Genomic DNA, 24,184 nt, shown 5'->3' with positions numbered 1-24,184 from the left:
GCGGTCCTGCAGGGGCTTCGCTTTGCCCGCGTTTGCCTTCCCTACAACCACGGAGACAAGAGCATGAAGAAGATGACTGCAGAGCTGCCGCAGCGCGGCCGGAAATTGAATCGTTTCAGTCTGCGCGCCACCTGCCTGGCGGCGGCCCTGTTGCCCTTTGGCCTGAGCGCGGCAATGGCACAGACCAGCGGCACCGCCGACGCGAAGGCAGCCGACAAGACAGCCGAAAGGAAGGACGAGAAGAAGGACACCAAGGAGGAGACCGGCAAGCAGTTGGACCGCGTGGTGGTGACCGGCAGCACCGGCCTTCGCACGGTGCGCGAGTCCTCGGTGGCCGTCACCGTGGCCGACCGCGAGGCGCTCGATCGCAAGGCGCCGTACTCGGCCGCCGAGGCCATGGAGCTGGTGCCCGGCATGTACATCGAGGCCTCGGCCGGCGAGATGTCCAACAACTACTCGGTGCGCGGCATGTCCGGCGGCAACCAGCGGTGGGTGCAGCTGCAGGAAGACGGCCTGCCGATCTTCTACTACCCCAGCTGGTCGGCCGATGGCCTGGTCAAGTCGGAGCTGGGCATTGACCGCATGGAGGCGGTGCGCGGCGGCACCTCGGCCATCCTGACCGTCAATGGCGCGGGCGCCACGATCAACTTCCTCACCTTCCGCAACCAGGGCCAGCCGGAAGGCGCGGTGCGGCTGACCACGTCCGACTACAACCAGCGCCGCGTGGACCTGCGCTACGCCGGCGGCCTCGGCGACGGCTGGTTCGCCGGCATGTCGGGCTACTACCGCGTGGACGACGGTGTGCGCTACCCCGAGTTCACCGGCAACAAGGGGGGCACGGTGCGCGCCCACATCGGCCGAAAGATCGATGGTGGCGAGTGGAGCATCAACCTCAAGGGCATGCACGACCACACGATGTTCTATCTGCCCATCCCGGTGATCGGCAAGGACAAGCCGCGCAGCCTGCCGGGCATGGACGCGAACTACGGCACCATGATCGGCCTGGACTCCGGCATCCAGACGGTGCGGACCTCGCTGGTGCCCGGCAGCTACATGCAGACCGTGGACTCGCGCGATGGCTATGACCACAAGGCCTTCGCCCTCGGCTACAGCTACGAGAAGGCGCTGTCGCCGGAATGGAAGTTCTCGTCCAAGGGGCGCTATACCGATTCGGATGTGACGGCCAGCGTGGTCTTCTCGTCCAGCAACAACAGCCTGCGCCCGGCCGTGGACCGGCTGGACCCGGCCAAGTTCGGCTACATCCAGGAGATGCTGGACCGCTTCGGCCCGGCCTGCGGCGGCGCCTGCAAACCGGCGATCCGCATCGTCTCGACCGGCGAGATCCTCTCGACACCGGCCCAGCTCAATGCACTGAACGGCAATGGCCTGCTGTCCGACAACGTGCTGCAGGCCGACAAGCAGGTCAACCGCGAGCTCGTCAACGACATGCGCCTGACCTGGAACACCGAGCGCAACAACCTGGGCCTGGGCCTGCTGACGTTCAACTCGCTGGGCGAGGGCGGCAGCCCGGTGTCGGCTCGCTTTGTGACCGATGTGCGCAACCATGCGCGACGCGTGGACCTGGTGGCGCTGGACCCGGCCGGCAAGGTGGTGGGCAGCTACACCGAGAACGGCGTGCGTGAGCACTCGACCTGGGGCGACGGCAATGACCGCAGCCACAACCGCTCGACCTCGGTCTACCTGAACGACGAGTACAAGCTGAGCGAGGTGCTGCGCATAGACGGCGGCCTGCGCGTGGAGCAGTACCGTTACCTGCAAGGGCGCGGCGGCTACGGCGAGTACGAGCCCATCCCCGGCGCTTTCAAGCCCGGCTGCGACCGCGCGAAGCTCGGCGACGCCGCCTGCGACGTGGACAACATCATCGCCAACAACTACTGGGCCTACCCGACCAACGGGCAGTACGAGATGGTGCGCAACCACTGGACCGAACCGTCCTGGACGATTGGCGGCAACTACTTGGTGAACAAGCACATCGCCGTCTATGGCCGCTATGCCAAGAGCTACCAGACCACCGGCGACCTGCCGGTGACCAAGATCCAGTTCGCCGAACTGGGCCTGCGCATGCAGGGCAAGGGCTACTCGGGCACGCTGACCCTGTACAAGGCCGACTTCAAGGGCGACCCCAATGGCGCCGAGGTCGACAACGCCCAGATCGAGATGCTGCAGGGCGTGAATGCCAAGGGCCTGGAGTTCGAGCTGAGCTGGCGGCCGCTGAAGTGGTTCGAGCTCAACACCACGGGCGTGGTGCAGCGCTCGCGCTTCAGCGTCAACAACCTGCGGGTGCTGCGCGGCTCGGGCACCGACCTGGAGGCACTGATGAAGGAGGCCACCGGCTGGTCGGGCAACCGGCCGGAGCGCACGCCCAATGTGAACTACACCATCGCGCCCAGCGTCTTCTTCGATGACAACAAGGCCGAGCTCAGCCTGGCCTGGCACTACATCGGCATGCGCTATGCCGATGTGTCCAACTCGGTGAAGCTGCCGGCCTACAAGACCCTCAACCTGAGCCTGCGCTACGAGCTCACGCCGCAGATCACGATCAATGCCGCCGTGCGCAACCTGACCAACACGATTGGCCTGACCGAGGGCAATCCGCGCTCGGGCTTCGTGCAGGCGCCTGCCGGCAGCGACTACTACTACGCCCGGCCCATCCTGGGGCGCAATGCCCAGGTCTCGGCCACCTACAGCTTCTAAGGAGACAGACGATGCCGCACAACAGCTCGATCTGGGATCACCACGTGATCGCGCCCGGCACGCCGCCGGGCTTCACCGTGCGCACCAGCGTGCCCGCCAACCCGGAGGGTGTGGAGGTCATGCTGGAGCGCTGGAAAGCCGGCAGCAGCGAGCCGCCGCACAGCCACCCCGGCAACGACATGACCGTGGTGGTGGAGGGCCGCATGCGCGTGCAGTTCTTCAAGCACGACGCGGCGGGCCAGCTCGCGCCCGATGGCGAGCCGCTGGAGCTGCAGGCCGGCGAGGCCGGCTATGTGGCGGCCGGCCGCATCCACGATGCGCGTTACCTGGAGGATTGCAAGCTGGTCTACGTGCACGAGCGGGCCTTCGGCTTCAAGGCCGAAGGCTGATGCTCGGGGCTGGATGGGGCTGCTCAGCTCCAGCCCCCGCCCAGTGCCTTGATCAGGCCCACCGTGGCCTGGTACTGCGCCGCCCGGACCTGCAAGGCCTGGCGGCGCAGGGCGAGTTCGCTGCGACGTGCGTCGAGCAGCTCCAGCTGGCTCACCAGGCCGTTGCGATAGCGTGAGTCCGACAACTGCAGCGCCCGCGTGGCCGAGGCCACGGCCTGGGCTTGCACCTGGGCTTGCGCATCGAGCAGTTGCAGGGCCGAGAGCTGGTCTTCCACCTCCTTGAAGGCCACCAGCACCTGCTCGCGGTAGCTCGCTGCGGCGCCGTCCAGCTGCGCGGCCGCGCTTTGCACGCCGGCCTCGCGCTTGCCGCCGTCGAACAGCGGCAGGTTTAAGAGCGCGTTGACGCCCCACAGGCCGGCCGAGCGCTTGAACAGGTCGGACAACTCGGGCGAGGCGCCTCCTGCTTGCGCCGTGAGCGCGAGGCTGGGGAACCAGGCCGTCTGCGCAATGCCGAGGCGCGCCTGCGCGGCCTTGAAGCTGCTCTGCGCGGCGGCCACGTCGGGGCGGCGCGTCAGCATGCTGCTGGGAACGCCGGCGGGCACGATGGGCAAGGTCTGACCCCAGCCGGCCTCGGCGAGGCTCAGGCCCGTGGGCAACTCGCCCACCAGCAAGGCGAGGCCATGCTCCAGCTCGGCACGGCGGCGGTCCAGCGCCAGCGCTTGCGACTGCGTGGCGGCCACCTCGGTGCGCACGCGCACCACATCGAGCTCGGCGATATCGCCGGCGGCGTGGCGCTTCTCGGTCAGCTTCAGCGTGTCGAGATAGGCGGCCACGGTGTCGCGCATCAGGGCGCGCTCGGCGTCCAGCGCACGCAGGGCGAAGTAGGCCTGCGCCACATCGGCCTGCACCAGCAGGCGCGTGGCCTGCAGCAGTGACCCGTGCGACTGCGCATCGAGCGAGGCCGCGCTGCTCGCCTTGGACAGGCGGCCGATCACATCGACCTCGTACGAGAGGTTCACACCCGCCGTGTAGAGATTGCCGCTGCTGCCGGCTGCCCGCGCCGCATCGCCGCCCTGGCGGCCGGCGCCCACACTGGCGCCCACTTGCGGCAGGCGGTCGGCGTTGGCATTGCGCAGGAAGGCGCGGGCCTGCGCCAGTCGTGCTGCAGCCTGCTGGATGCTGGTGTTGTGGGCCAGGGCGCGCTCGGTCAGCGCATCGAGCTGCGGATCGGCGAAGCTTTTCCACCATTCCGTTTGCGGCGCTGCCGTCGTGCCGATGGCCAGCGAGGTCTTGTAGGCCGCAGGCACGGCGGGCAGCGCATGCGGCTCGGTGGTGGCCACACTGGCGCAGCCGGCCAGCAGCAGGGCGGCGACCAGCGGCGTCAGGACTTGAGTCTTGAACATGAGGGGCTCCTTCTTGTTCACTTTTTTATTCGAGGGTATGGCGCGGAGCGGCAGGCAGCGGGCGCGCGTCGCCACCATGGCCTTGCAGGCTGGCGTGGATTTCGTCGCTGCCGGCAAAGGCTTCGAGGTGCGCTTCCTCGCCATGCAGCTTCAGCGGCCGGTTGCCGGTGAGCTGGCGCAGAAGCACATAGAACACCGGCGTGAGGAAGAGGCCGAAGGCCGTCACGCCGATCATTCCGGCGAACACAGCGACGCCCATGGCCGAACGCATCTCGGCGCCGGCGCCGGTGGCCAGCACCAGGGGCAGCACGCCCATCACGAAGGCCATCGAGGTCATCAGGATGGGGCGCAGGCGCAGGCGGGCCGCTTCAATCGCCGCTTCCAAGGGCTTGCGGCCGGCGAACTCCAGCTCACGGGCGAACTCCACGATCAGGATCGCGTTCTTCGCGCTCAGCCCCACCAGCACCATCAACCCGATCTGGGTGAAGACGTTGTTGTCGCCCTTGGTCAGCCAAACACCGGTCATCGCCGCGAGCAGGCCCATGGGCACGATCAGCAAGATGGCCAGCGGCAGCGTCAGACTTTCGTACTGCGCGGCCAGCACCAGGAACACCAACAGGATGGCCAGCGGGAACACCCAGACGGCGGAGTTGCCGGCCAGGATCTCCTGGTAGGTCAGCTCGGTCCACTCATAGCTGATGCCGGGCGGCAGGGTTTCGGCGGCGATGCGCTTGATCGCGTCCTGCGCCTGGCCCGAGCTGAAGCCCGGGGCCGGGCCGCCGTTGATGTCGGCCGACAGGAAGCCGTTGTAGCGCATCGCACGCTCGGGGCCCACCGAAGGCTCGACCTTCATCAGCGCCGACAAAGGCACCATCTCGCCGCTCGCGGAGCGCACCTTCAGCTGACCCACGTCTTCAGCCCGCGCGCGGTAGGCCGCATCGGCCTGCACGCGCACCGAGTAGGTCCGACCGAACTTGTTGAAGTCGTTGACGTACAGGCTGCCGAGGTAGATCTGCATGGTGTCGAACACGTCCGTCACCGCCACGCCCAGCTGGCGGGCCTTGCTGCGGTCGATGTCGGCATAGAGCTGCGGCACGTTGACCTGGTAGCTCGAGAACATGCCCGCCAGTTCCTTGGTCTGGTAGGCCTTGGCCATGAAGGCCTTGGTCGCCTGGTCGAGCGCCTCGTAGCCGAGGCCGCCGCGGTCTTCCAGCTGCAGCTTGAAGCCGCCGGTGGTGCCGAGGCCCTGCACCGGTGGCGGCGGGAACATCACGACGAAGGCTTCCTGGATGGAGCCGAACTGGGCGTTCATCGCGCCCGCGATCTCGCCGGCCGACAGGCCCTTGCCCTTGCGCTCCTCGAAGGGCTTGAGCGACACGAAGACGATGCCGGAGTTGGAGCTGTTGGTGAAGCCGTTGATCGACAGGCCCGGGAAGGCGATGGCGTGCTCGACGCCCGGCGTCTTCAGGGTGATGTCGCTCATGCGGCGGATCACGTCTTCGGTGCGGTCCAGCGTGGCGCCGTCAGGCAGTTGGGCGAAGCCGATCAGGTACTGCTTGTCCTGCGCCGGCACGAAGCCGCCGGGCACGGCCTTGAACAGGCCCACGGTCAGCAGGGCGAGGCCGGCGTAGAGGATGAGCATGGCGGTCTTGCGGCCGATGGCGCGCTGCACGCCCGTGCCATAGGCCACCGAGCCGCGCTTGAACACGCGGTTGAAGCCCCGGAAGAAGCCACCCAGCACTTTGTCCATGCCGCGCGTCAGCGCGTCCTTCGGTGCATCGTGGCCCTTCAGCAGCAGGGCTGCGAGTGCGGGCGACAAAGTCAGCGAGTTGATCGCCGAGATCACCGTCGAGATCGCAATCGTCAGCGCGAACTGGCGGTAGAACTGGCCCGTGAGGCCGCTGATGAAGGCCAGCGGCACGAACACGGCCACCAGCACCAGGGCGATGGCGATGATGGGGCCCGAGACCTCGCGCATCGCGCGGTAGGTGGCCTCGCGCGGCGTCAAGCCTGCTTCGATGTTTCGCTCCACGTTCTCCACCACCACGATGGCGTCGTCCACCACGATGCCGATGGCCAGCACCAGGCCGAAGAGGCTCAGCGCATTGATCGAGAAGCCGAACAGATGCATCACCGCAAAGGTGCCCACGACCGACACCGGCACGGCCAGCAGCGGAATGATGGAGGCGCGCCAGGTCTGCAGGAACAGGATCACGACCAGCACCACGAGGGCCACGGCTTCCAGCAGCGTGTGCACCACCGACTCGATGGAGGCGCGCACGAACTGCGTGGGGTCGTAGACGATCGAGTACTCCACGCCTTCGGGCATGGCCTTCTGGATCTCGGCCATGGTGGCGCGCACCTGGTCGGAGATCTGGATCGCGTTGGAGCCCGGGGCCGCAAAGATCGGCACGGCCACGGCATCCTTGTTGTCGAGCAAGGAGCGCAGGGCATAGCCGGAGGCACCGAGCTCGATGCGGCCGAGGTCGCGCAGCCGCGTGATGGCGCCGCCGTTCTCGGTCTTGACGATGATGTCGCCGAACTCTTCTTCGTTCTGCAGGCGGCCTTGTGCGTTGATGGACAGCTGCGTGTCCACGCCCGCCAGGCCCGGCGAAGCGCCGACCACGCCGGCGGCGGCCTGGATGTTCTGGCTGCGGATCGCCGCGACCACATCACCGGCCGAGAGGCCATGCTGCGCCACCTTCTGCGGATCGAGCCATACGCGCATCGCGTAGTCGCCCGAGCCGAACAGCTGCACATCGCCAACGCCCTGCAAACGCGCCAGCCGGTCCTTGACATTCAGGAGCGCGTAATTGCGCAGGTAGGTCATGTCGTAGCGACCGGTGGGCGAGAGCAAGTGCACAACCATGGTCAGGTCGGGCGAGCTCTTGATCGTGGTCACACCGAGGCGCTTCACTTCCTCGGGCAGACGCGGCTCGGCCTGCGAGACGCGGTTCTGCACCAGCTGCTGCGCCTTGTCGGGGTCGGTGCCCAGCTTGAAGGTGACGGTGAGCGTCATCAGGCCATCGGTCGTGGCCTGGCTGCCCATGTAGAGCATGCCTTCCACGCCGTTGAGCGCCTCTTCCAGTGGCGTGGCCACGGTTTCGGCGATCACCTTCGGGTTGGCGCCCGGGTACTGGGCGCGGACCACCACGGAGGGCGGCACGACCTCGGGATACTCGGAGATCGGCAGGCCGCGCACGGCGATCAGGCCGGCCAGCAGCATCAGCACCGAGATCACGCCGGCAAAGATCGGCCGGTCGATGAAGAATTTGGACAGGTTCATGGTGATGAGCGTTTCTGGTTTCAGCCCTTGGTGGCGGCGGCCGCCTTGGCCTGGACTTCAGGCTTGGCATCCATGGCCACGTTGGCGGGCGCCAGCAGGGAGCCGGGTCGCACGCGCTGCAGGCCGTTGACAACGATGCGTTCCTGCGCCTTCAGGCCTTCGGTCACGACGCGCAGGCCGTTCACCGAGGCACCCAGCTTCACTTCGCGGTACTCGGCCTTGTTGCCTTCACCGACGACGATGACGAAGCGCTTGCTCTGGTCCGTGCCCACGGCGCGTTCGTTGATCAAGAGGGCGGCGCGCTTGCTCGCCTCGCCCATGCGCAGCCGTGCGAACTGGCCCGGCATCAGGCTGCCGTCCTTGTTGTCGAACTGGGCGCGCACGCGCACCGTGCCGCTCCGGGCATTGACCTGGTTGTCGATCAACTGCAGCCGGCCTTCCAGCGGCGTGCCGTCCTGGCCCATGGTGCCCATCTGCACGGGGATGCGTTCCAGGCGGTTGCGCTGGGTCAGCGCGCGGGCGATGACTTGTTCGTCAGCGTCGAAGCTCGCGTAGATCGGGCTCACCGACACCAGGGTGGTCAGCAGCGGCGCGCTGGGGCCGGCGGCGACCTGGTTGCCGACGGTGATCTCCAGCTTGCCGACGCGGCCCGACACCGGCGCGCGCAGCTGGGTGTAGCTGAGGTTCAGCTTGGCCGCCTGCAGGCCGGCTTGCGCGGCGCGCAGATTGGCGTCGGCCTCGCGCTGGGCGTTGCTGCGCTCGTCGAACTCGCGCTGGGCGATGGCCTGTTCGGCCAGGAGCGCCTTGGCGCGGGCGGCTTCGCTGCCGGTGTAGAGCGCGCGGGCCTTGGCGGCGGCCACTTGCGCTTCGGCGCGTTCCACATCGGCGGCGAAGGGTGCCGGGTCGATGGTGATCAGGAGATCGCCCTGGCGCACCAGCGCGCCCTCGCGGAAGTGCACGGCCTGCACGGTGCCGGCCACGCGGGGGCGCAGCTCCACGCGTTCCACCGCTTCGAGGCGGCCGGAGAACTCGTCCCAGGTGGCGATGTCGGAGGATTGCACGGCGGCCACCGAGACCGGTGTGGCCGGCGGCGCGGCCGGCGGCGCATCAGCTTCCGCCGGGTTCAGGCCGAAAAGGCCGCCGAGATGGCGAGCACGGCGGTCAGCGCGGTGGCGCTGGTGCCGGCCAGCCACAGGTGGCGCTTGGATTGCTGTTGTTGTGGAGAGGACGGGAAGGGGTTCGACGAAGACATGGACGGCTCCTGGGCGGTTCGAGGAAACAAGAAGGAAGAACGCAATGCAGCGGCCTCACCGAGGCTGGGTGCCTCGGCGAACGGACGATGGGTTTTTGGATGGCGTGGACCGGAACTTCAGTCCGCGCGGCTCAGCGTGAGATCAGCAACAAAGCCCGAAAGAGGGGATTCGGGCAAAGGTGACAATGCGTGGCATGATGGGTGCCTCATTGATATCCGTAACGACCGCTACGGTTGATGGGCTGGAATGTAGTCGCCTTGTTTTTGGGCGTCAAGCAATTTATTATTGATCGCTATGGAAATCAAGGAACCCAAGCCCGCCAAGCCGCGAGGCCGGCCTTTGTCCTTTGACCGGGACCAGGCGCTGGAGCAGGCCATGCATGTGTTCTGGCAGCGCGGCTACGAGGCCGCCTCCATCAGCGAGCTCACCACGGCCATGGGCATCACGGCGCCCAGCCTCTACACGGCCTTCGGCGACAAGGAGCGTTTGTTCCTGGAAGCCATCGAGCGCTATGCCACCGGCCCCGGCGGCGGCTACCCGCGTGCGCTGGAAGAAGAACCCACCGCCTATCTGGCCATCAAGCGCTGCCTTGAAGAGGCCGCCGAAGAGCTGACCCGCCCCTGCCACCCGCCCGGCTGCATGGTGACCATGGCGGCCACCAACTGCTCGGTGGCTTCAGCGCACATCCAGGCCGCCCTGGCCAAACGCCGCGCAGCCAGCGATGAGGGCGTGCGCTGCCGCATCGAATGCGGGATCAAGCAGGGCGAGCTGCCGGCCGATGTCGACGCCGAGGCCTTGGCCAATTTCTATGCCACCGTGTTTCGTGGCATGTCGATCCAGGCCGCCGACGGCGCCAGCCGCGAAAGCCTGCTGGCCACCGCCGCTGCCGCCATGCGCGCCTGGCCGGCACGCTGAAGCCAGGTTGAAGGCGGCTCAGCGTTCCGCCGCTTTGACCGGCGCCAGCTGCAGCGCCGCCCAGGCCATTTCCGGCAGCAGGAACAGCCACAGCACCGGCGCCTGCGTGGCCTGCCAGGCCCACAGCATCCACAGGCTGAACATCAGGCGACCCAGCGCGTCATAGCGACCAAAGCGTTGCTCCGGCGCGCGCAGACGCAAGAGCGACCACACGACGACGATGCTGCCCAACAGGCCGGCCATCAAGGTGTGGAAGGGCAAGAACAGCGGTAGGGCCTGTCCGCCCAGCGCGCTATTGATCGCCGAGAGCTGCCCCTGCACCAGCGCAAAGCTCCAGGGTGTGGCAAACGGGGCAGTGACCACAAGGTCGTAGAGCGCGCTGGCGAAGACGAGGCGGCTGAACTGGCGGGGCGTGAATCGCGGCATGCTGAGTACTCAAGGTGGACATCGGGGCCGCGATACTCAGGCCTGGAGCATGCTCCAAGGTCAAGCACTTTCATCCAGAGCAGGCGCCCCATGAAGATCGGAGAACTGGCCGAACAAAGCGGCCTCAGCCGCGACACCCTGCGCTTTTACGAGAAGCGCGGCCTCTTGCGCCCGCGCCGCAATGACAACGGCTATCGCGACTACGCGCCCGAGGCGCTGCAATGGCTGCGCTACCTGCGCACGGCGCAGAGCCTCGGCTTCAGCCTGGCCGAGATTGAGGCCGACCTGCCGCTGCTGGCCGAAGGCGATGCCGCAGCGCCGGCCTTGCGCGAGGCCTTGCGGCGCAAGCTGGCCGAACTGGATCAGCGCATCGCCGCGCTGAGCGTCCTGCGCGGCGAACTGGCCGAGCGCCTCGCCGAACCCGCCATGGCCGACTGCCCGCTCAGGCCGGCGCCATATAGCGCTGCATCAGCCCATCCAGCCAGTTCATGAAGACCTGCACCCGCCGGGGCTGCTGGCGCCGGTGGGCGTAAAGCAGGGTGACGGGCATGGGTGCGGCGCGCCACTGTGGCAGCACCTCGACCAACTGGCCGCTGGCAATCAAGGGCCGCAGTGCCGGCTCGGGCACCTGGATCAGGCCGAGGCCGGCCAGGCAGGCCGACAGGTAGGACTCCGAGTTGTTGACCGTCAGCGCGCCGGCCATGGGCACAAAGCGCATCTCGCCATCGGCATCCTGGTATTCGAAGCCCGCTGGCCGCGTGCCCAGCGTGAGCGCGTAGTGGATCAGCCGGTGCCGGGCCAGGTCGTCCAGCGTCTCGGGCCTACCACGGGTGGCCAGGTAGGCCGGGCTGGCCACTGTTGCCATGCGGTACTGGCCCAGCGGCCGGGCCACCAGGCTGGAGTCGCTCAGAGGCCCGACGCGCAGCACGCAGTCGAAACCCTCGCGCACCAGGTCCACGCGCCGGTCCGTGCTGCTGAGCTCGATCTCCAGCTGCGGATGGGCCTGCAGGAATTCGGGCAGGGCCGGCATCACCACGTGGCGGGCCACGCCCAGTGGCATGTCGACGCGCAAGCGCCCCTTCAGCTGGGCCTCGCCGGTCTGGAACAGGCCTTGCAACTCGTCGTAGTCGGCCAGCAGGTCCTGGCAGCGCAGCAGCACCAGCTGGCCGTCCTGCGTGAGTTGGACGCGGCGCGTCGTGCGGTGCAGCAGCCGGGTGCCGAACTGCGCTTCCAGCTGGCGCACGGCGGTGGAGACGGCCGCCTTGGGCAGGCCCAGCTGCTCGGCCGCCTGGGTGAAGCTACCCAGCTCGGCCACCCGCACAAAGGCCTGCATGGCCTGGAAGGGGTTCATGCTTGCTCCCGCTATTGGTGGAAATTTGTGAACAGTCTAAGCGGCAGTGGATGATTTATCTCGTTTGGATCGCTCAATAGACTTCATTCCATCGCAGCCCATCCCGGGCAGCGCCTGCAAGGAGTCTCACCATGTCCCGTCCCCAGATCGCCCTCATCACCGGTGCCAGCCGTGGCCTTGGCCGCAACACCGCCCTGCAACTCGCCGCCCAGGGTGTTGACCTGATCCTCACCTACCGCAGCCAGCGCCAGGACGCCGAGAGCCTGCTGGCCGAGGTGCAGAAGCTCGGCCGACGCGCCGTCATCCTTCCGCTGGAGGTGGGTGACAGCGACTCGTTCCCGGCCTTCGCCGCCGAAGTGAGTCAGCAGCTGAAAGAAGTCTGGGGCGTCGAGCGCTTCGACTTCCTGGTCAACAACGCCGGCGTCGGCGCGCATCAGTCGATTGCCGAGACCACGCCGGCCCAGTTCGACGAGCTGATGCGCGTGCACCTGAAGGGTCCGTTCTTCCTGACCCAGGCGCTCTTGCCGCTGATGAATGACGGCGGCCGCATCGTCAATCTCTCGTCCGGCCTGACTCGCTTCGCGCTGCCGGGCTATGGCGCCTACGCAGCGATGAAGGGTGGCATCGAGGTGCTGACGCGCTACCTGGCCAAGGAGCTGGGCCCGCGCGGCATCGCGGCCAATGTGGTGGCGCCGGGCGCCATCGAGACCGACTTCGGCGGCGGCGTGGTGCGCGATGTGGCCGAGGTCAACCAGTTCATTGCCGGCCAGACGGCCCTGGGCCGCGTGGGCCTGCCCGACGACATCGGCCCGGTCATCGCCTCGCTGCTGGCGCCGGCTGGCCGCTGGATCAATGCCCAGCGCATCGAGGCCTCGGGCGGCATGTTCCTCTGAAGCTTCAGCGGCTTCAGCGGCTTTAGCGGAATTGGCCGCGCAGGATCAGTTCCTTGAGTTGGTCCTTGCCACGCATCATCGGGAACCGGGTGGCGGCCGCTGGCGGCTTCGCAAAGCCCAGATCCTTCAGAAAGGCTTGCTGCGAGGGCATCACGACCTGTCGTGGCAAGACCTTGCCGTTCAGCTGCATTTGATCTGCGCTGATCACCAGCTGCGCAGCATGGTCGGGCTCCAGCGTGAGCTCGCTGCGTTGACGAGCCTGCGTCGCATCCAGGGTCTCGAAGACCAGTCGCTGCGGCTGGCTCGTGCCCTTCAGCCTGAGTGTCCAGTGCCAGGTCTTGCCCGCCTTGCGGCGGCCCTGTACTTGCAGCGAGCTGCCCTCGCCAAAAGGCAAGAGCGCATCGAACTGCTTCCATGCGGTGGGCAGCGCAGGCGTGAAGTGCAGCTCGCCGCGCAAGAGGTCGGGCCGGAAGCCCAGGTAGTCCTGGTAGGCATTGCGTGCGAACTCGGCCACGCTCCAGGACTGCGCGAAGGTGCCCGAGGGCACGGACCTGCCGTCCTTGCCGGGCAGGGCGTCAAGCAGTTCGCTCATCGTCCCCAGCGTGCCGGCGAGGTTGCGGCCGAGGATTTGCTCGCCGAGGTTCTGGCTCAGTCGCCAGGCCAGGTCCTGCTGGCCGTACTTGGCAAGCGCCGTGACGGTGAAGCCGGCGTTCCAGCCCCAGATGGTGCCGTTGTGATAAGCCGCGTCCTTGTGATGGTGGGCGTCGTTCACATGGTGAGGATGGAAGTATTCGCTGGCCGGGTCCAGCGAGGCGATGCCATAGGGGAAGAGCAGGCTTGAGACGGCATTGCGCAGCACCCGCGCCTCGACCTCGGGCGGGACGAAGGGCTTGAACGGATCCAGCGGCACCGAGACCAGCATCAGCTGGTTGGGTCGCAGCTTCAGATCGCGGCTGCCATCCAGGCGCAGCCGGTCGGCCATTTGCTGGCCGTCCCAGAACAGGCGCAAGAAGCTGGCCCGTGCGCGCTCGGCATGGGCCTGCCAGGCGGCGGCCTGCTCGTTCTGCCCCGCATGCCTGGCCAGCTCGGCGGCCGCTTCCAGCGCGGTGAACCACAGCACCTGGATCTCCACCGCCCGCGGCCCGCGGGCCGACCAAGGCTGTTGGCCTTCGATGCGGGCGTCCATCCAGGTGTCGGCGTCGTCGTGACGCAGCAAGCCGTCGGCATCGATTGAGTGCTTCAAGGCACCTTCGATGTAGGGCCCTGCCAGCTTCAGCATGCGCTCCGCAAAGCCGGTGTCGCCGCTGTAGCGCACGTACTCCAGGCCTTCGCGCAGCATCCAGGGCGTGCCATCCACGGTGTTGTAGATCTTCTCGTCGCCGCGCACGCGGTTGGGGATGCGGCCGTAGTCGCTGGCGCGCGCGCCGCTGACCGGATCGTCGCTGCCGGAGTCCTTCGGTGCCTGCAGGTTCTGGTAGCGCGCAAAGTTCTCGAGCACCTCGCGCGCTTCCTTGAAATGGCCGGTCACGAGCAAGGTGCCGGGCAGGGCGATGAAGGTGTCGCGGCCCCAGTTCTCGCGGAACCAGGGCAGGCCGGCCCACAGCCCGCGGCCGTACTCGTCGACGAGAAAGCCCAGCGCCGAGGCTTTGGCCCAGAGCAAGGCGCGGTCGTAGTGGGCATCCGAGCTGGTGATCCAGCTGCGGGTCAGGCGTTCGTGCAGGTCGTTGCGGCTTTGGGCGATCACGGCATCGGAGCCGGCCATGGCGCGGGCCTCGGCCAGGGCGGTGGCGGCATCGGTGGCGAAGGCGATGTGGACGGTGAAGCGGCGGGTCTTGCTGCGCGCTTGCAGGAGCGGTATGCCCGCGCCGGTGGTCTCAAATGGCTGATCGGCGCTGATCGCGGCGACCAGCGTGCTGCCGGGCAGGGTCGCGAGCAGTTGCTCGCCTTCTCGACGGAATTGGACGGCACCGTCCGCCCACATCGGTTGTATGCTCAGGCGCGCGACCTTTGCCGTGCTCACTTGAATCGACAGCCGCCGGCTGCCCGCATGCAGCACGAAGCGCTCATGGCTGGCACCCAGCTGCAGCTCTCGACCATAGGGCTGCACCGTCTCGCGGGCCTGCTTGCTGCGGCGGTCCAGCAAGTGACCGTCGACAAAGCTCGCGTGGTCCTTGAACAGGCGCTGCTGGCCGATCAGATAGCCCTCGCCCTGGCCGTAGCTGGCGGTGCGGCCATCGAAGTAGCCGTCCACGCGGTCGGCAACGACGAAATGGCGCGTCTCGCCGGCTTTCACTGTCAGGCCCATCTGGGCAAACAAGGCGTCGACTTCCGGCCTCGCGCCGCCGGCTTGTGCGCCGAAGCAGGTCAACAAGACCGCAGCAAACAGCGCTCGCTTCATCGCGCCCCCAGGTGTTCGAAGCGGATCGCCTGGCCGCCGCCGGGTGCGAGGCGCAGTTGCAAGCTGGTGCCCGGCCTCACCTCGCGTTGCTCGATCACGATGTCTTCGCGCGCCGTCGTGTAGTTGGCCTTGGCGCCATCGCGGTAGATATGGGCGCGGTAGCGCTGGCCCGGCGTCAGGAAGTCGAGCTTGATCGTGAGCGTGCGGGCCTGCTCGTCGGTGATGGCGCCGAGGAACCAGTCTTCGCTATTGCGGCCCTTGCGGGCGATGGTCACGTAGTCGCCGACCTCGCCGTTCAGCACGCGGGTCTCGCTCCAGTCGGTCGGCACGTCCTTGATGAATTGGAAGGGCCCCGGATTGGCTTCGTAGTTGGCGAGCAGGTCGGCCGCCATCTGGATCGGGCTGTAGATCACCACGTAGAGCGCCAGCTGCTTGGCCCAGGTGGTGGCCACGCCGGCAGGCTGCTGGGTCTTCATGCCGAAGATGCCGGGCGTGAAGTCCATGGGCGACGACAGCAGGCGCGTGAACACCAGGTTGGCCTCGTGCTCCGGCGGGTTGCCGGGATTGCCCCAGGCGTTGTACTCCTGACCGCGTGCGCCCTCGCGCGAGATCCAGTTCGGATAGGTGCGGCGCAGGCCTGTGTCCTTGACCGGCTCATGCGGATTAACGGCGATGTGGCGCTGGGCCGCTGCCCGCACCACCTTCAGGTGGTGGCGCACCATGTCCTGGCCCTCGTGCCAACCGAAGCGCACCACGCCGTCGGTGCCGGGCACGCGGGCCTGGGCAGCATCGTTGACATAGCCAGTCTTGACCGCGCCCACACCGAGGCGCGCATAAAGGTCCAGCGCCTCGTCCAGCTGGCTTTCGTAGTTGGCGGCGTGAGCGCTGGTCTCGTGGTGGCCGATCAGCTGCACGCCCTTGGACTTGGCATAAGCGGTGATGCGCTCGAGGTCGAAATCGGGATAGGGCTGGGTGAAACTGAACTTGTCGCCATTGGCGACCCAGTCGCCGTCCCAGCCCTGGTTCCAGCCCTCGATCAGCACGCCACCAAAGCCGTGCTTGGCCGCGAAGTCGATGTGCTTGAGGGCGTTGGCCGTGGTGGCGCCGTGTTTGTCGCCGCTGCCCCAGGTGGAAAGGTTCTGGTGCATCTCCCACCAGATGCCCACGTACTTCATCGGCTTGAACCAGCTGACGTCGCCGAGCTGGTTGGGCTCGTTCAGGTTGAGCATCAGGCGCGACTCGGCCAGTTGCGCGGCCGTCTCGGTGATGGTGATCATGCGCCAGGGCGTGGCGAAGGGCGCGGCGCGAACCACCTTGGGCAAGCCGCCGCTGCCGGGCGTGAGCATCGCCTTGAAACGGCGGTCCTCGACGCGCGCGAGGTTCATGCCGGCGTAGTCCACCAGCGCGGCCTCGTGGATGCTGAGGTGCAGGCCCTTGTTGGTGCGCAGCGTCATCGGTGTCTGCGCGAGGCCCACCTCCTTGATCGGCGTGCGCTTGTAGAGGTACTCCTCGCGATTCCACTCGAAGGCGGTGTTCCACCAGGCCGTGCCGGGTGAGGCGATGTTGAACTCGGTCAGTTCCTCGCCGATGCTGATGGTCTTGAGCGCGGGCTGGTCGGGGAAGCGGTAGCGCAGGGCCACACCGTCGTCATAGGCGCGCAGCACCAGCTCGAGGCTGCGCTTCAGGCCGCTGGTTTCGGTCAGCGTGGCCTGCAGCTCGTTGTAGTGGTTGCGGATGAAGCGCTGCTCGCCCCAGGGCTGCTCCCAGCGCTCGTCAAAGCTGCGCTTGCTGCTTGCGGTGAGGGCGAAATTGCGGTCGAGCTTGGGCGCGTCGCTCAGCAGGAAGCCGAGGCGCGAGGGGCTGATGACGAGCTGGCCCTGGCGCTGCACCGAATAGCTCGCATGGCCCTCGCCATCCAGCTCGATCTGCAGGCGCAGCCGGCCATCGGGCGAGCTCAATTCGGCGGCCGGCGCCGCCCAGGCGCTGCCCATCAGCAGGGAAAGGCAAAGGGCCGAGAAATGAGCAAAGGCGGGCTTCAGCATGCAGCGTCTCCTGTCGTTTGCGGCGAATTATTAACGCCACCTTAACGAAGACCGATGCGGTCTAACCCGCGAGCGAGGAACAGCCGGGTTACAGCTTGTGGGTGGACAGCAGCAGGCTGGTCTCGGTCTGGGCAATGCCCTCGATCAGGCGGATGCTGGAGAGCACGCGGTCGAAGTCTTCCAGCGTGTCGGCGCGCAGCTCGGCCACCAGGTCCCAGCGACCATTCGTGGTGTGCAGGGCGAACACATTGGGATGGCCGCGCAATGAGCGCAGCACCTCGCTGGCTTGGTTGCCCTCCACCGCCACCGTGGTCAGTGCGCGAATGCGCTGGCCCTCGGCCTGGGGTTTGAGCCGCACCGAGTAGCCCACGATCACGCCCTCGCGCTCCAGGCGTGCCATGCGGTTCTGCACCGTGCCGCGCGCCACCTTCAGCTTCTTCGCCAGGGCCGAGACCGGCATGCGGGCGTCGTCGCGCAGCAGGCCGATCAGCTCCCGGTCCACATCGTCCAAACCAGTCATAGTGCTAGCTCCGCATGGCAATATGATCAGTTTAGCTGTTGGATTTGACAGGTTTCTGGCTATTTGTTGGCTGAGCGGCTCTCCAGAATCGAGCTTGAGGTGCACGCAGCGGCGAGGCACCCGCAAAAGGAGACTCCGCTATGACCCGCTTCATCGATGTGCCCGCCCTGTCCCGCCTGGTTCAGGACGTGGGCGTCACCACCTTCATGGCCGAACTGGCCGACACCCTTCGCAGTGACTTTGCCCGCTGGGGCGAGTTTGACAAGGCCCCGCGCGTGGCCAGCCATTCAGATGTCGGTGTGATCGAGCTGATGCCGGTGGCCGACAGCCGCCGCTACGCCTTCAAGTACGTCAATGGCCACCCGAGCAATACCGCCCGTGGCATGTATACCGTGATGGCCTTCGGCGTGCTGGCCGATGTGGCCACCGGCTATCCCGAGCTGCTGTGCGAGCTGACGCTGACCACCGCGCTGCGGACGGCCGCCACCTCGGCCATGGCCGCCAAGGCACTGGCGCGGCCCGATTCCCGCGTGATGGCCCTGATCGGCAATGGCGCGCAAAGCGAGTTTCAGGCCCTGGCCTTCCACAGCCAGCTGGGCATTTCCGAGATCCGTCTGTTCGACGTGGACCCGCGCGCCACTGACAAGCTGATGCGCAACCTGGCCGGCATCCCGGGCCTGCGCCTGATCCGCTGCGAATCGACGGCCGAGGCGGTGCGCGGCGCCGACATCGTGACCACGGTGACGGCCGACAAGACCCTGGCCACCATCATCACGCCCGACATGATCGAGCCGGGCATGCACATCAACGGCGTCGGCGGCGACTGCCCGGGCAAGACCGAGCTGCATGCCGACGTGCTGCGCGCTGGCAAGGTCTTCGTGGAGTTCGAACCGCAGACCCGCATCGAGGGGGACATCCAGCAACTGCCGGCCGACCATCCGGTGACCGAACTGTGGCGGGTGCTGACCGGTGCTGCTACTGGGCGCGAGAGCGCCGAGCAGGTGACGGTGTTCGACTCCGTGGGTTTTGCGCTTGAGGACTTCTCGGCCCTCAGCTACGTGCACCGCCTGGCCCTGGCCCGCAATATTGGCGAGGACGTGGCCCTGGTGCCGCCGGCCGAAGACGATCCCAAGGATCTGTTCCGGCTGACGCGGGGCGGGCGCACCCAGTTGCGCCGCGTGGCCTGATCAAGGCACCGATACAAGAAAGCCGCGACCTCGGTCGCGGCTTTTTGCTTTCTGGCGGGCGATCAGGCCTCGACCGGCGCTTCGGCTACCGGGGCCTGGCTTTCCTGCTTGGGCTTTACGCAGCTCGGCTTGCAGACGACTTCGGTGCGGCCCAGGATGCGCTTGCTCTGCAGCGAGCTGGGCGGGCGGTGCTTGCCGCACTTGAAGCAGGAGCGCGTGTGGCCGCTGCCGAGGAACGGCGAGCCGCCGAGTTTGGACTCGTAACGCAGACCGTCGTTGCTCACGCTGGTGTAGGTGTCTTTGCTCATTGTTGTGCTCAGGGCTTCCAAGGATCCGTGCCTTGTGGGCAACGGGCCAGACGCATTCAATCCCTCGTCATCCAGTCAATAGTAGGCGGCGAGTTGTGACAGGCGTCTGCTCGCTTGCCCGATGTCGCGGGTTTGTCCTGGGTGCTTGTGCGGCATGCGCACCGAGCCAAATGACGGGCTGACGGCACAATCGCGGCTTTTCAACCCAACCGCGCCCGTCCCAGCTGTTTGTTATGGCCAAACTGTATTTCCGCTATGCCGCGATGAATGCGGGCAAGTCGACCGCGCTGCTGCAGGTGGCCCACAACTACGAAGAGCGCGGTCACCGGGTGCGGCTCTTCACGTCAGGCGTGGATGATCGATACGGCGTGGGCTTCATCACCTCGCGCCTGGGCCCCAAGCGCGAGGCCGAGGTCTTCGACAAGCGCACCGACTTCCTGGCGCTGCACGCCAGCCAGCCGGGCGTGGCCTGTTTCCTGATCGACGAGGCGCAGTTCCTCACCAAGGCCCAGGTCTGGGCGCTGCATGAGCTGGCTCACATCGCCAACACGCCGGCCATCTGCTATGGCCTGCGCACCGACTTCCAGGGCGAGTTGTTCGAGGGCTCGGCCACGCTCTTGGCGCTGGCCGATGAGATGGACGAGATGAAGACGATCTGCGACTGCGGTCGCAAGGCCACGATGAACATGCGCGTGGATGCCAGCAACCGCAAGGTGACGGAGGGCGCGCAGGTCGAGATTGGCGGCAACGCCCGCTACCGATCGGTTTGCGGGCGCTGCTTTCGACAGAGCTGATTGGGCGCTGCTCGGAGTGGGCAACTCGTTCGCCGGGCCGCCCCAAGAACGAGTTGCATCCCCTCGGGGGATCGGCCGCGTACTCGCGGCCGAGGGGCTCACTATTTGGCGCTCAGTTGCGCGTCAAGTTCCTTGCAGGACGGCGAGCACACCGGCTGCGACTTGCCCAGCAGCTTCTTGGACTTGAGCATGGCGCGTGGGCGGTGCTTGCCGCACAGGAAACACGACATGGTTGCTGCGCCGAACGAGGAGGTCGCCGCGAACGGCGAGCCGGGTGCTTTCGAGCGATAGCGCAGACCATCCGCTTCGATGGTCGTCTTGGTACTGTCCTTGGCCACGCTGGTCCTGGGTCTAGTGTTGTGGGAATTCGGCGCAAAGCGCCAGACCCGTATTTTCCACCATGTGCGGGCGTCGCCCCTAGCCCGGGCTTTCACCCGAATGGGGGGAGCCTTATTTGCCGCTGAAACGTGGCAGGCGTTTGGCCTGCCAGGCCTGCACGCCTTCGGCCAGATCGGCCGAGGCATTGGCCTTGTCAATGTCAGCCTGCAGGGCCGCCACGTCGAGCTGGCCACGGCCAATCGCGTTCAGATGCTGCTTCATGCCGAGCAAGGCCAGGGGCGCCAGGCCGCACAGCTGCTGTGCCAGCGTATCGGCCGCTTCATGCAAGGCCGGCACATCGGGCAGCAGGCGATCTAGGAACTGACAGGCCAGCATTTGCTCGGCGTCCAGGGTCTCGCAGGCCAGCAGCACGCGCTTGGCCATGTTGAGGCCGAGCCGGCTCACATAGCGCTCCAGCCCGCCGCGATAGAAGTGCAGGCCGAGGCGGCTGGCCGGCACGAACATCTCGCAGCTGTGCACGCCCAGCCGGAAGTCGCAGGCCAGGGCCAGGTCGGTGGCGCCGCCGTAGACGCCGCCGTTGATCGCCGCGATGGTGATGGCCCGGCTGGCCTCCAGCTGATCCGCCAACCGTTCGAACAGCGCACCGGCGTCGACGCCCGGCACGCTCCCGATATTGAAGCCGCTGCAGAAATGTTTGCCCCGACCGGTGATGAGCAGCACGCGCACAGCCGGATCGGCCTCGATCTGCGCCAGATGGCTGGCGAACACATCCAGGTCCTGCAGTTCCAGGCGGTTGGCCTGCTGCGGGCGGCGCAGCTCGATGCGGGCCAGCGGCCCTTCCACGCTCAGCAGGGGAGTCTTGTCAGGCATGGCGGCAGTCTAGGCCTGTTGCACTGCGGTATTTTCGACCTACCGGTCGGACGATATTTGTCAATTGGGCCCGCACCTAGGGTTCGTCCCAGGGATTTTGCGTAGAGTCGGCCCGAGGCCAAGAGCGGCCGGCGGAGCTTTGATGGATTTCTCGATCGCAAGCATCCTGATGCTGGATGGCATCACCAACGGGGCGATTTACGCATTGCTGGCCTTGGCCACGGTGTTGGTGTTCGCCGTCACCCGGGTGATCTTCATTCCGCAGGGCGAGTTCGTGGCCTATGGCGCCCTGACCATGGCCAGCCTGCAACTGGGCCGCACGCCCGGCACGGCCTGGTTCCTGCTCGCGATGGCGGCGCTGGTGGCTCTGCTGGATGGCTGGGCCGGCCTGCGGGCCAAGCAGCCCTTGCCGGCCTTGCTGCTGAGATTGCTGCGCGCCGCCGCCGCGCCGGTGCTGATTGCCGGCCTGGCGATCTGGGCCGGGCCGCGCCAACTGCCGCTGGTGGCGCAAGCCCTGGTGACGCTGGCCCTGGTCACGGCCATGGGCCCGCTGATCTACCGCCTGGCCTATGAGGAGCTGGCCGATGCCTCGGTGCTGGTGCTCTTGATCGTCTCGGTGGGCGTGCATTTCGCGCTGACCGGCTTCGGCCTCGTGTTCTTCGGCGCCGAGGGCAGCCGCAACCCGAGCTTCTGGGACGCGAGCTTCAGCGCCGGTCCGCTGTTCCTGTCCGGCCAGACGCTGATCATCATCGGCGCCTCGGCCGCGCTCATCGTCCTGCTGTGGCTGTTCTTCGAGCGCAGCCTCTACGGCAAGGCCTTGCGCGCCACGGCCGTGAACCGCCTGGGTGCCCGCCTGATGGGCATCTCAAGCGGCGCTGCCGGCAGGCTCTCGTTCACGATGGCGGCCTTCATCGGTGCGCTGTCAGGTCTCCTGATCAGCCCGACCACGACGATCTTCTACGACAGCGGCTTCGTCATCGGCCTCAAGGGCTTCGTCGCGGCGGTGTTCGCCGGCCTGTCCAGCTATCCCGGCGCCGCGCTGGGGGCCTTGCTGGTGGGCCTGCTGGAATCGTTCAGCTCCTTCTGGGCCAGCGCCTTCAAGGAGGTGATCGTGTTCACCGCCATCCTGCCGGTGCTGCTGTGGCGCTCGCTGCGCGACCCACACTCCGAAGAGCATTGATGACCACCCCCGAAGCGCTTCGCGCCTCCCCCTCAAGGGGGCACGCCCGATGGCCCGGCAAAGCCGGTTCCATGGGCGTCGCTTGGCATGACCTTGCCCGTGCGAAGCTTTTGCTGCTTGGCTGGTATGGAGTTTTTCTGAAATGAGAAAAGTTGTTCCCGCACTGGGCCTGCTCCTGCTGGCTGCCCTGCCGCTCTTGCCCGTGCCCGAGTTCTGGATCACCCAGCTGAACTACATCGGCATGTTTGCCCTGGTCTCGCTGGGCCTGGTGCTCTTGACCGGCGTCGGCGGCCTCACCTCCTTCGGCCAGGCCGCCTTCGTGGGGCTCGGCGCCTACACCACGGCCGTGCTGAGCACGCGCTGGGGCCTGTCGCCCTGGATCGGCCTCGTGGCCGGCCTTGCCATCACCGTCGTGGTGGCGCTGGTGCTGGCCTGGCTCACGCTGCGCATGTCGGGCCACTACCTGCCGCTGGCCACCATCGCCTGGGCGCTGAGCCTGAACTACACGATGGGCAATATGGAGTTCCTCGGCAAGTACGACGGCCTGCAAGGCCTGCCCAGCCTCACCCTGCTGGGACTGGACCTGAGCAGCGGCCGTGCGCTCTACGGCCTGATCTGGGCGATCGCCCTGCTCGCCGCCTGGGGCGTGAAGAACTTGCTCGATTCGCGCCCGGGCCGCGCCATCCGCGCGCTCAATGGCGCGACCACGATGGCCGAGGCCATGGGCGTTTCGACCTTCCGCTACAAGGTCGTGATCTTCGTGCTGGCCGCGGTGCTGGCCGCTACTTCGGGCTGGCTCTATGCGCAGTTCCAGCGCTCGGTGAACCCCAGCCCCTTCGCGCTGAAGATGGGCATCGAATACCTGTTCATGGCCGTGGTCGGTGGGGTCGGCACCGTGTGGGGCGCCTTCGTCGGCGCCGGCGTGGTCAAGCTGATCGAAGACCAGCTGAAGGAGCTGCTGCCGGCCTTGCTGGGCAGCAGCGGCAACTACGAAATCATCGTGCTGGGCGTGGTCCTGGTGCTGATGCTGAAGTACGCACCCAAGGGCTTGTGGCCCTTCGTCGAAATGGCTTTGCGGCGCTGGTGGCCGGCTGCGCCCCGGCCGCGCGATTGGGAAGCCGCCGAGCCGCTGCCGCTGCGTGACAAGCCGGCCGCCGGCGAGCTGCTGCTCGACGTGGACCGCTTGCGCAAGCAGTTCGGCGGTCTGGTGGCGGTGAACGACGTGAGCTTCCACATCCGCGCCGGCCAGATCGTCGGCCTGATCGGGCCGAATGGTGCCGGCAAGTCCACCACTTTCAACCTGGTCAGCGGCGTGCTGTCGGCCACCAGCGGCAAGGTGGAGTTCCGTGGCCAGCCGGTCAGCGGCCTCGCGTCGCGCCTGATCGCGCGGCGGGGCATGTCGCGCAGCTTCCAGCACGTCAAGATGATTGCCGACATGACGGTGCTGGAGAACGTGGCGCTGGGCGGCTACCTGCGCAGCCGCAGCGGCAGCCTGCGCGCCATGCTGCGCCTGGACCGCGACGAGGAGCGCCGGCTGTTCAAGGAAGCCGAGGCGCAGCTGCGCCGCATCGGCATGGCCGAGCAGATGCACGAGCTGGCCGGCAACCTGGCCCTCGGCCCGCAGCGCCTGATGGAGATCGCCCGCGCACTCTGCACCGATCCGGCCCTGCTGCTGCTCGATGAACCCGCCGCCGGCCTGCGCCACAAGGAGAAGCAGGCGCTCGGCGACGTGCTGCGCCAGCTGAAGCGGGAAGGCCTGTCCATCCTGCTGGTGGAGCACGACATGGACTTCGTGATGGGCCTGACCGACCGCATCGTCGTGATGGAGTTCGGCACCAAGCTGATCGAGGGCACGCCGGCCGAGGTGCAGGCCAGCCCCGAGGTTCGCGCCGCCTACCTGGGCACGGAGCATTGA

General features: G+C 67.1%; 19 protein-coding genes and 1 pseudogene. 9 read left to right on the top strand and 11 right to left on the bottom strand.

Annotation, left to right across the window (positions count from 1 at the left end):
- Positions 1-63: 63 nt before the first annotated feature.
- Both J7U46_RS08390 and J7U46_RS08385 read left to right on the top strand, forming a co-directional pair.
- Positions 64-2,715, top strand: coding sequence for a TonB-dependent receptor (locus J7U46_RS08390; RefSeq protein WP_282824652.1), 2,652 nt, complete (start codon positions 64-66; stop codon positions 2,713-2,715).
- Positions 2,716-2,726: 11 nt separating this feature from the next.
- Entirely contained in the window at positions 2,727-3,104 is a 378-nt protein-coding gene (locus J7U46_RS08385) for a cupin domain-containing protein (RefSeq protein ID WP_282824651.1), read from the top strand.
- A gap of 23 nt (positions 3,105-3,127) precedes the next feature.
- Here the strand turns inward: J7U46_RS08385 and J7U46_RS08380 are convergent, their stop codons facing one another.
- From J7U46_RS08380 to J7U46_RS08370, 3 genes and pseudogenes are all read right to left on the bottom strand, one after another.
- A complete protein-coding gene (locus tag J7U46_RS08380; protein ID WP_282824650.1) occupies positions 3,128-4,507 on the bottom strand; it encodes an efflux transporter outer membrane subunit in 1,380 nt (459 codons plus the stop codon).
- 25 nt (positions 4,508-4,532) lie between these two features.
- Positions 4,533-7,793, bottom strand: a complete 3,261-nt coding sequence (locus tag J7U46_RS08375) for an efflux RND transporter permease subunit (protein WP_282824648.1) — start codon at positions 7,791-7,793, stop codon at positions 4,533-4,535.
- Between the two features lie 20 nt (positions 7,794-7,813).
- Positions 7,814-9,045: pseudogene (locus tag J7U46_RS08370) on the bottom strand (efflux RND transporter periplasmic adaptor subunit).
- A 295-nt stretch (positions 9,046-9,340) separates the two neighbouring features.
- On the opposite strand from J7U46_RS08370, the gene J7U46_RS08365 reads away from it, so the two are divergent.
- Positions 9,341-9,961, top strand: coding sequence for a TetR/AcrR family transcriptional regulator (locus J7U46_RS08365; RefSeq protein ID WP_282824647.1), 621 nt, complete (start codon positions 9,341-9,343; stop codon positions 9,959-9,961).
- Between the two features lie 18 nt (positions 9,962-9,979).
- On the opposite strand, the gene J7U46_RS08360 is transcribed toward J7U46_RS08365, so the two are convergent.
- Positions 9,980-10,387 (bottom strand): hypothetical protein, encoded by a 408-nt coding sequence (locus J7U46_RS08360; protein ID WP_282824644.1) that lies wholly within the window; start codon positions 10,385-10,387, stop codon positions 9,980-9,982.
- Between the two features lie 90 nt (positions 10,388-10,477).
- Here J7U46_RS08360 and J7U46_RS08355 point away from each other — a divergent pair, with 90 nt between their 5' ends.
- The gene (locus tag J7U46_RS08355) at positions 10,478-10,879 is read left to right on the top strand and encodes a MerR family transcriptional regulator (protein ID WP_282824643.1); all 402 of its coding nucleotides are present in this window, start codon (positions 10,478-10,480) and stop codon (positions 10,877-10,879) included.
- Here the strand turns inward: J7U46_RS08355 and J7U46_RS08350 are convergent.
- A complete protein-coding gene (locus J7U46_RS08350; RefSeq protein ID WP_282824641.1) occupies positions 10,830-11,738 on the bottom strand; it encodes a LysR family transcriptional regulator in 909 nt (302 codons plus the stop codon). The two genes, J7U46_RS08355 and J7U46_RS08350, sit on opposite strands and share 50 nt — an antisense overlap.
- 131 nt (positions 11,739-11,869) lie before the next feature.
- On the opposite strand from J7U46_RS08350, the gene J7U46_RS08345 reads away from it, so the two are divergent.
- Positions 11,870-12,631 carry an SDR family oxidoreductase gene (locus J7U46_RS08345; protein WP_282824639.1) on the top strand — a complete coding sequence of 254 codons (762 nt, stop codon included), beginning with the start codon at positions 11,870-11,872 and terminating at the stop codon, positions 12,629-12,631.
- A gap of 22 nt (positions 12,632-12,653) precedes the next feature.
- Here J7U46_RS08345 and J7U46_RS08340 read toward each other — a convergent pair whose 3' ends face one another.
- The 3 genes from J7U46_RS08340 to J7U46_RS08330 form a co-directional block, all read right to left on the bottom strand.
- A complete protein-coding gene (locus J7U46_RS08340; RefSeq protein ID WP_282824637.1) occupies positions 12,654-15,029 on the bottom strand; it encodes an amylo-alpha-1,6-glucosidase in 2,376 nt (791 codons plus the stop codon).
- Positions 15,026-17,071, bottom strand: coding sequence for a glycoside hydrolase family 97 protein (locus J7U46_RS08335; protein WP_282824635.1), 2,046 nt, complete (start codon positions 17,069-17,071; stop codon positions 15,026-15,028). Before J7U46_RS08335 ends, J7U46_RS08340 begins: the two co-directional genes overlap by 4 nt.
- An 88-nt stretch (positions 17,072-17,159) precedes the next feature.
- The gene (locus tag J7U46_RS08330; protein WP_282824633.1) at positions 17,160-17,591 is read right to left on the bottom strand and encodes an Lrp/AsnC family transcriptional regulator; all 432 of its coding nucleotides are present in this window, start codon (positions 17,589-17,591) and stop codon (positions 17,160-17,162) included.
- A 140-nt stretch (positions 17,592-17,731) separates the two neighbouring features.
- Between J7U46_RS08330 and J7U46_RS08325 the strand changes: the two genes are divergently transcribed.
- Positions 17,732-18,778, top strand: coding sequence for an ornithine cyclodeaminase (locus J7U46_RS08325; RefSeq protein ID WP_282824631.1), 1,047 nt, complete (start codon positions 17,732-17,734; stop codon positions 18,776-18,778).
- A 62-nt stretch (positions 18,779-18,840) separates the two neighbouring features.
- Here the strand turns inward: J7U46_RS08325 and J7U46_RS08320 are convergent, their stop codons facing one another.
- Positions 18,841-19,086, bottom strand: coding sequence for a hypothetical protein (locus J7U46_RS08320; RefSeq protein ID WP_282824629.1), 246 nt, complete (start codon positions 19,084-19,086; stop codon positions 18,841-18,843).
- A gap of 233 nt (positions 19,087-19,319) precedes the next feature.
- On the opposite strand from J7U46_RS08320, the gene J7U46_RS08315 reads away from it, so the two are divergent.
- Positions 19,320-19,880: a thymidine kinase gene (locus J7U46_RS08315; RefSeq protein ID WP_282824628.1), complete on the top strand. Its 561-nt coding sequence runs from the start codon at positions 19,320-19,322 to the stop codon at positions 19,878-19,880.
- A 101-nt stretch (positions 19,881-19,981) separates the two neighbouring features.
- On the opposite strand, the gene J7U46_RS08310 is transcribed toward J7U46_RS08315, so the two are convergent.
- Together J7U46_RS08310 and J7U46_RS08305 are read right to left on the bottom strand one after the other, a co-directional pair.
- A complete protein-coding gene (locus tag J7U46_RS08310; protein WP_282824626.1) occupies positions 19,982-20,218 on the bottom strand; it encodes a hypothetical protein in 237 nt (78 codons plus the stop codon).
- Between the two features lie 112 nt (positions 20,219-20,330).
- Entirely contained in the window at positions 20,331-21,089 is a 759-nt protein-coding gene (locus J7U46_RS08305) for an enoyl-CoA hydratase/isomerase family protein (protein WP_282824625.1), read from the bottom strand.
- A 142-nt stretch (positions 21,090-21,231) separates the two neighbouring features.
- On the opposite strand from J7U46_RS08305, the gene J7U46_RS08300 reads away from it, so the two are divergent.
- Positions 21,232-22,269, top strand: coding sequence for a branched-chain amino acid ABC transporter permease (locus tag J7U46_RS08300; RefSeq protein WP_282824624.1), 1,038 nt, complete (start codon positions 21,232-21,234; stop codon positions 22,267-22,269).
- Positions 22,270-22,411: 142 nt separating this feature from the next.
- Positions 22,412-24,184, top strand: a complete 1,773-nt coding sequence (locus tag J7U46_RS08295; RefSeq protein ID WP_282824623.1) for a branched-chain amino acid ABC transporter ATP-binding protein/permease — start codon at positions 22,412-22,414, stop codon at positions 24,182-24,184.

This window comes from Pelomonas sp. V22, from assembly GCF_030014915.1.
Lineage (GTDB): Bacteria > Pseudomonadota > Gammaproteobacteria > Burkholderiales > Burkholderiaceae_C > JAUASW01.
Note: the sequence above shows the minus strand (reverse complement) of the source record. Positions and strands in the feature narration are given on the sequence as shown.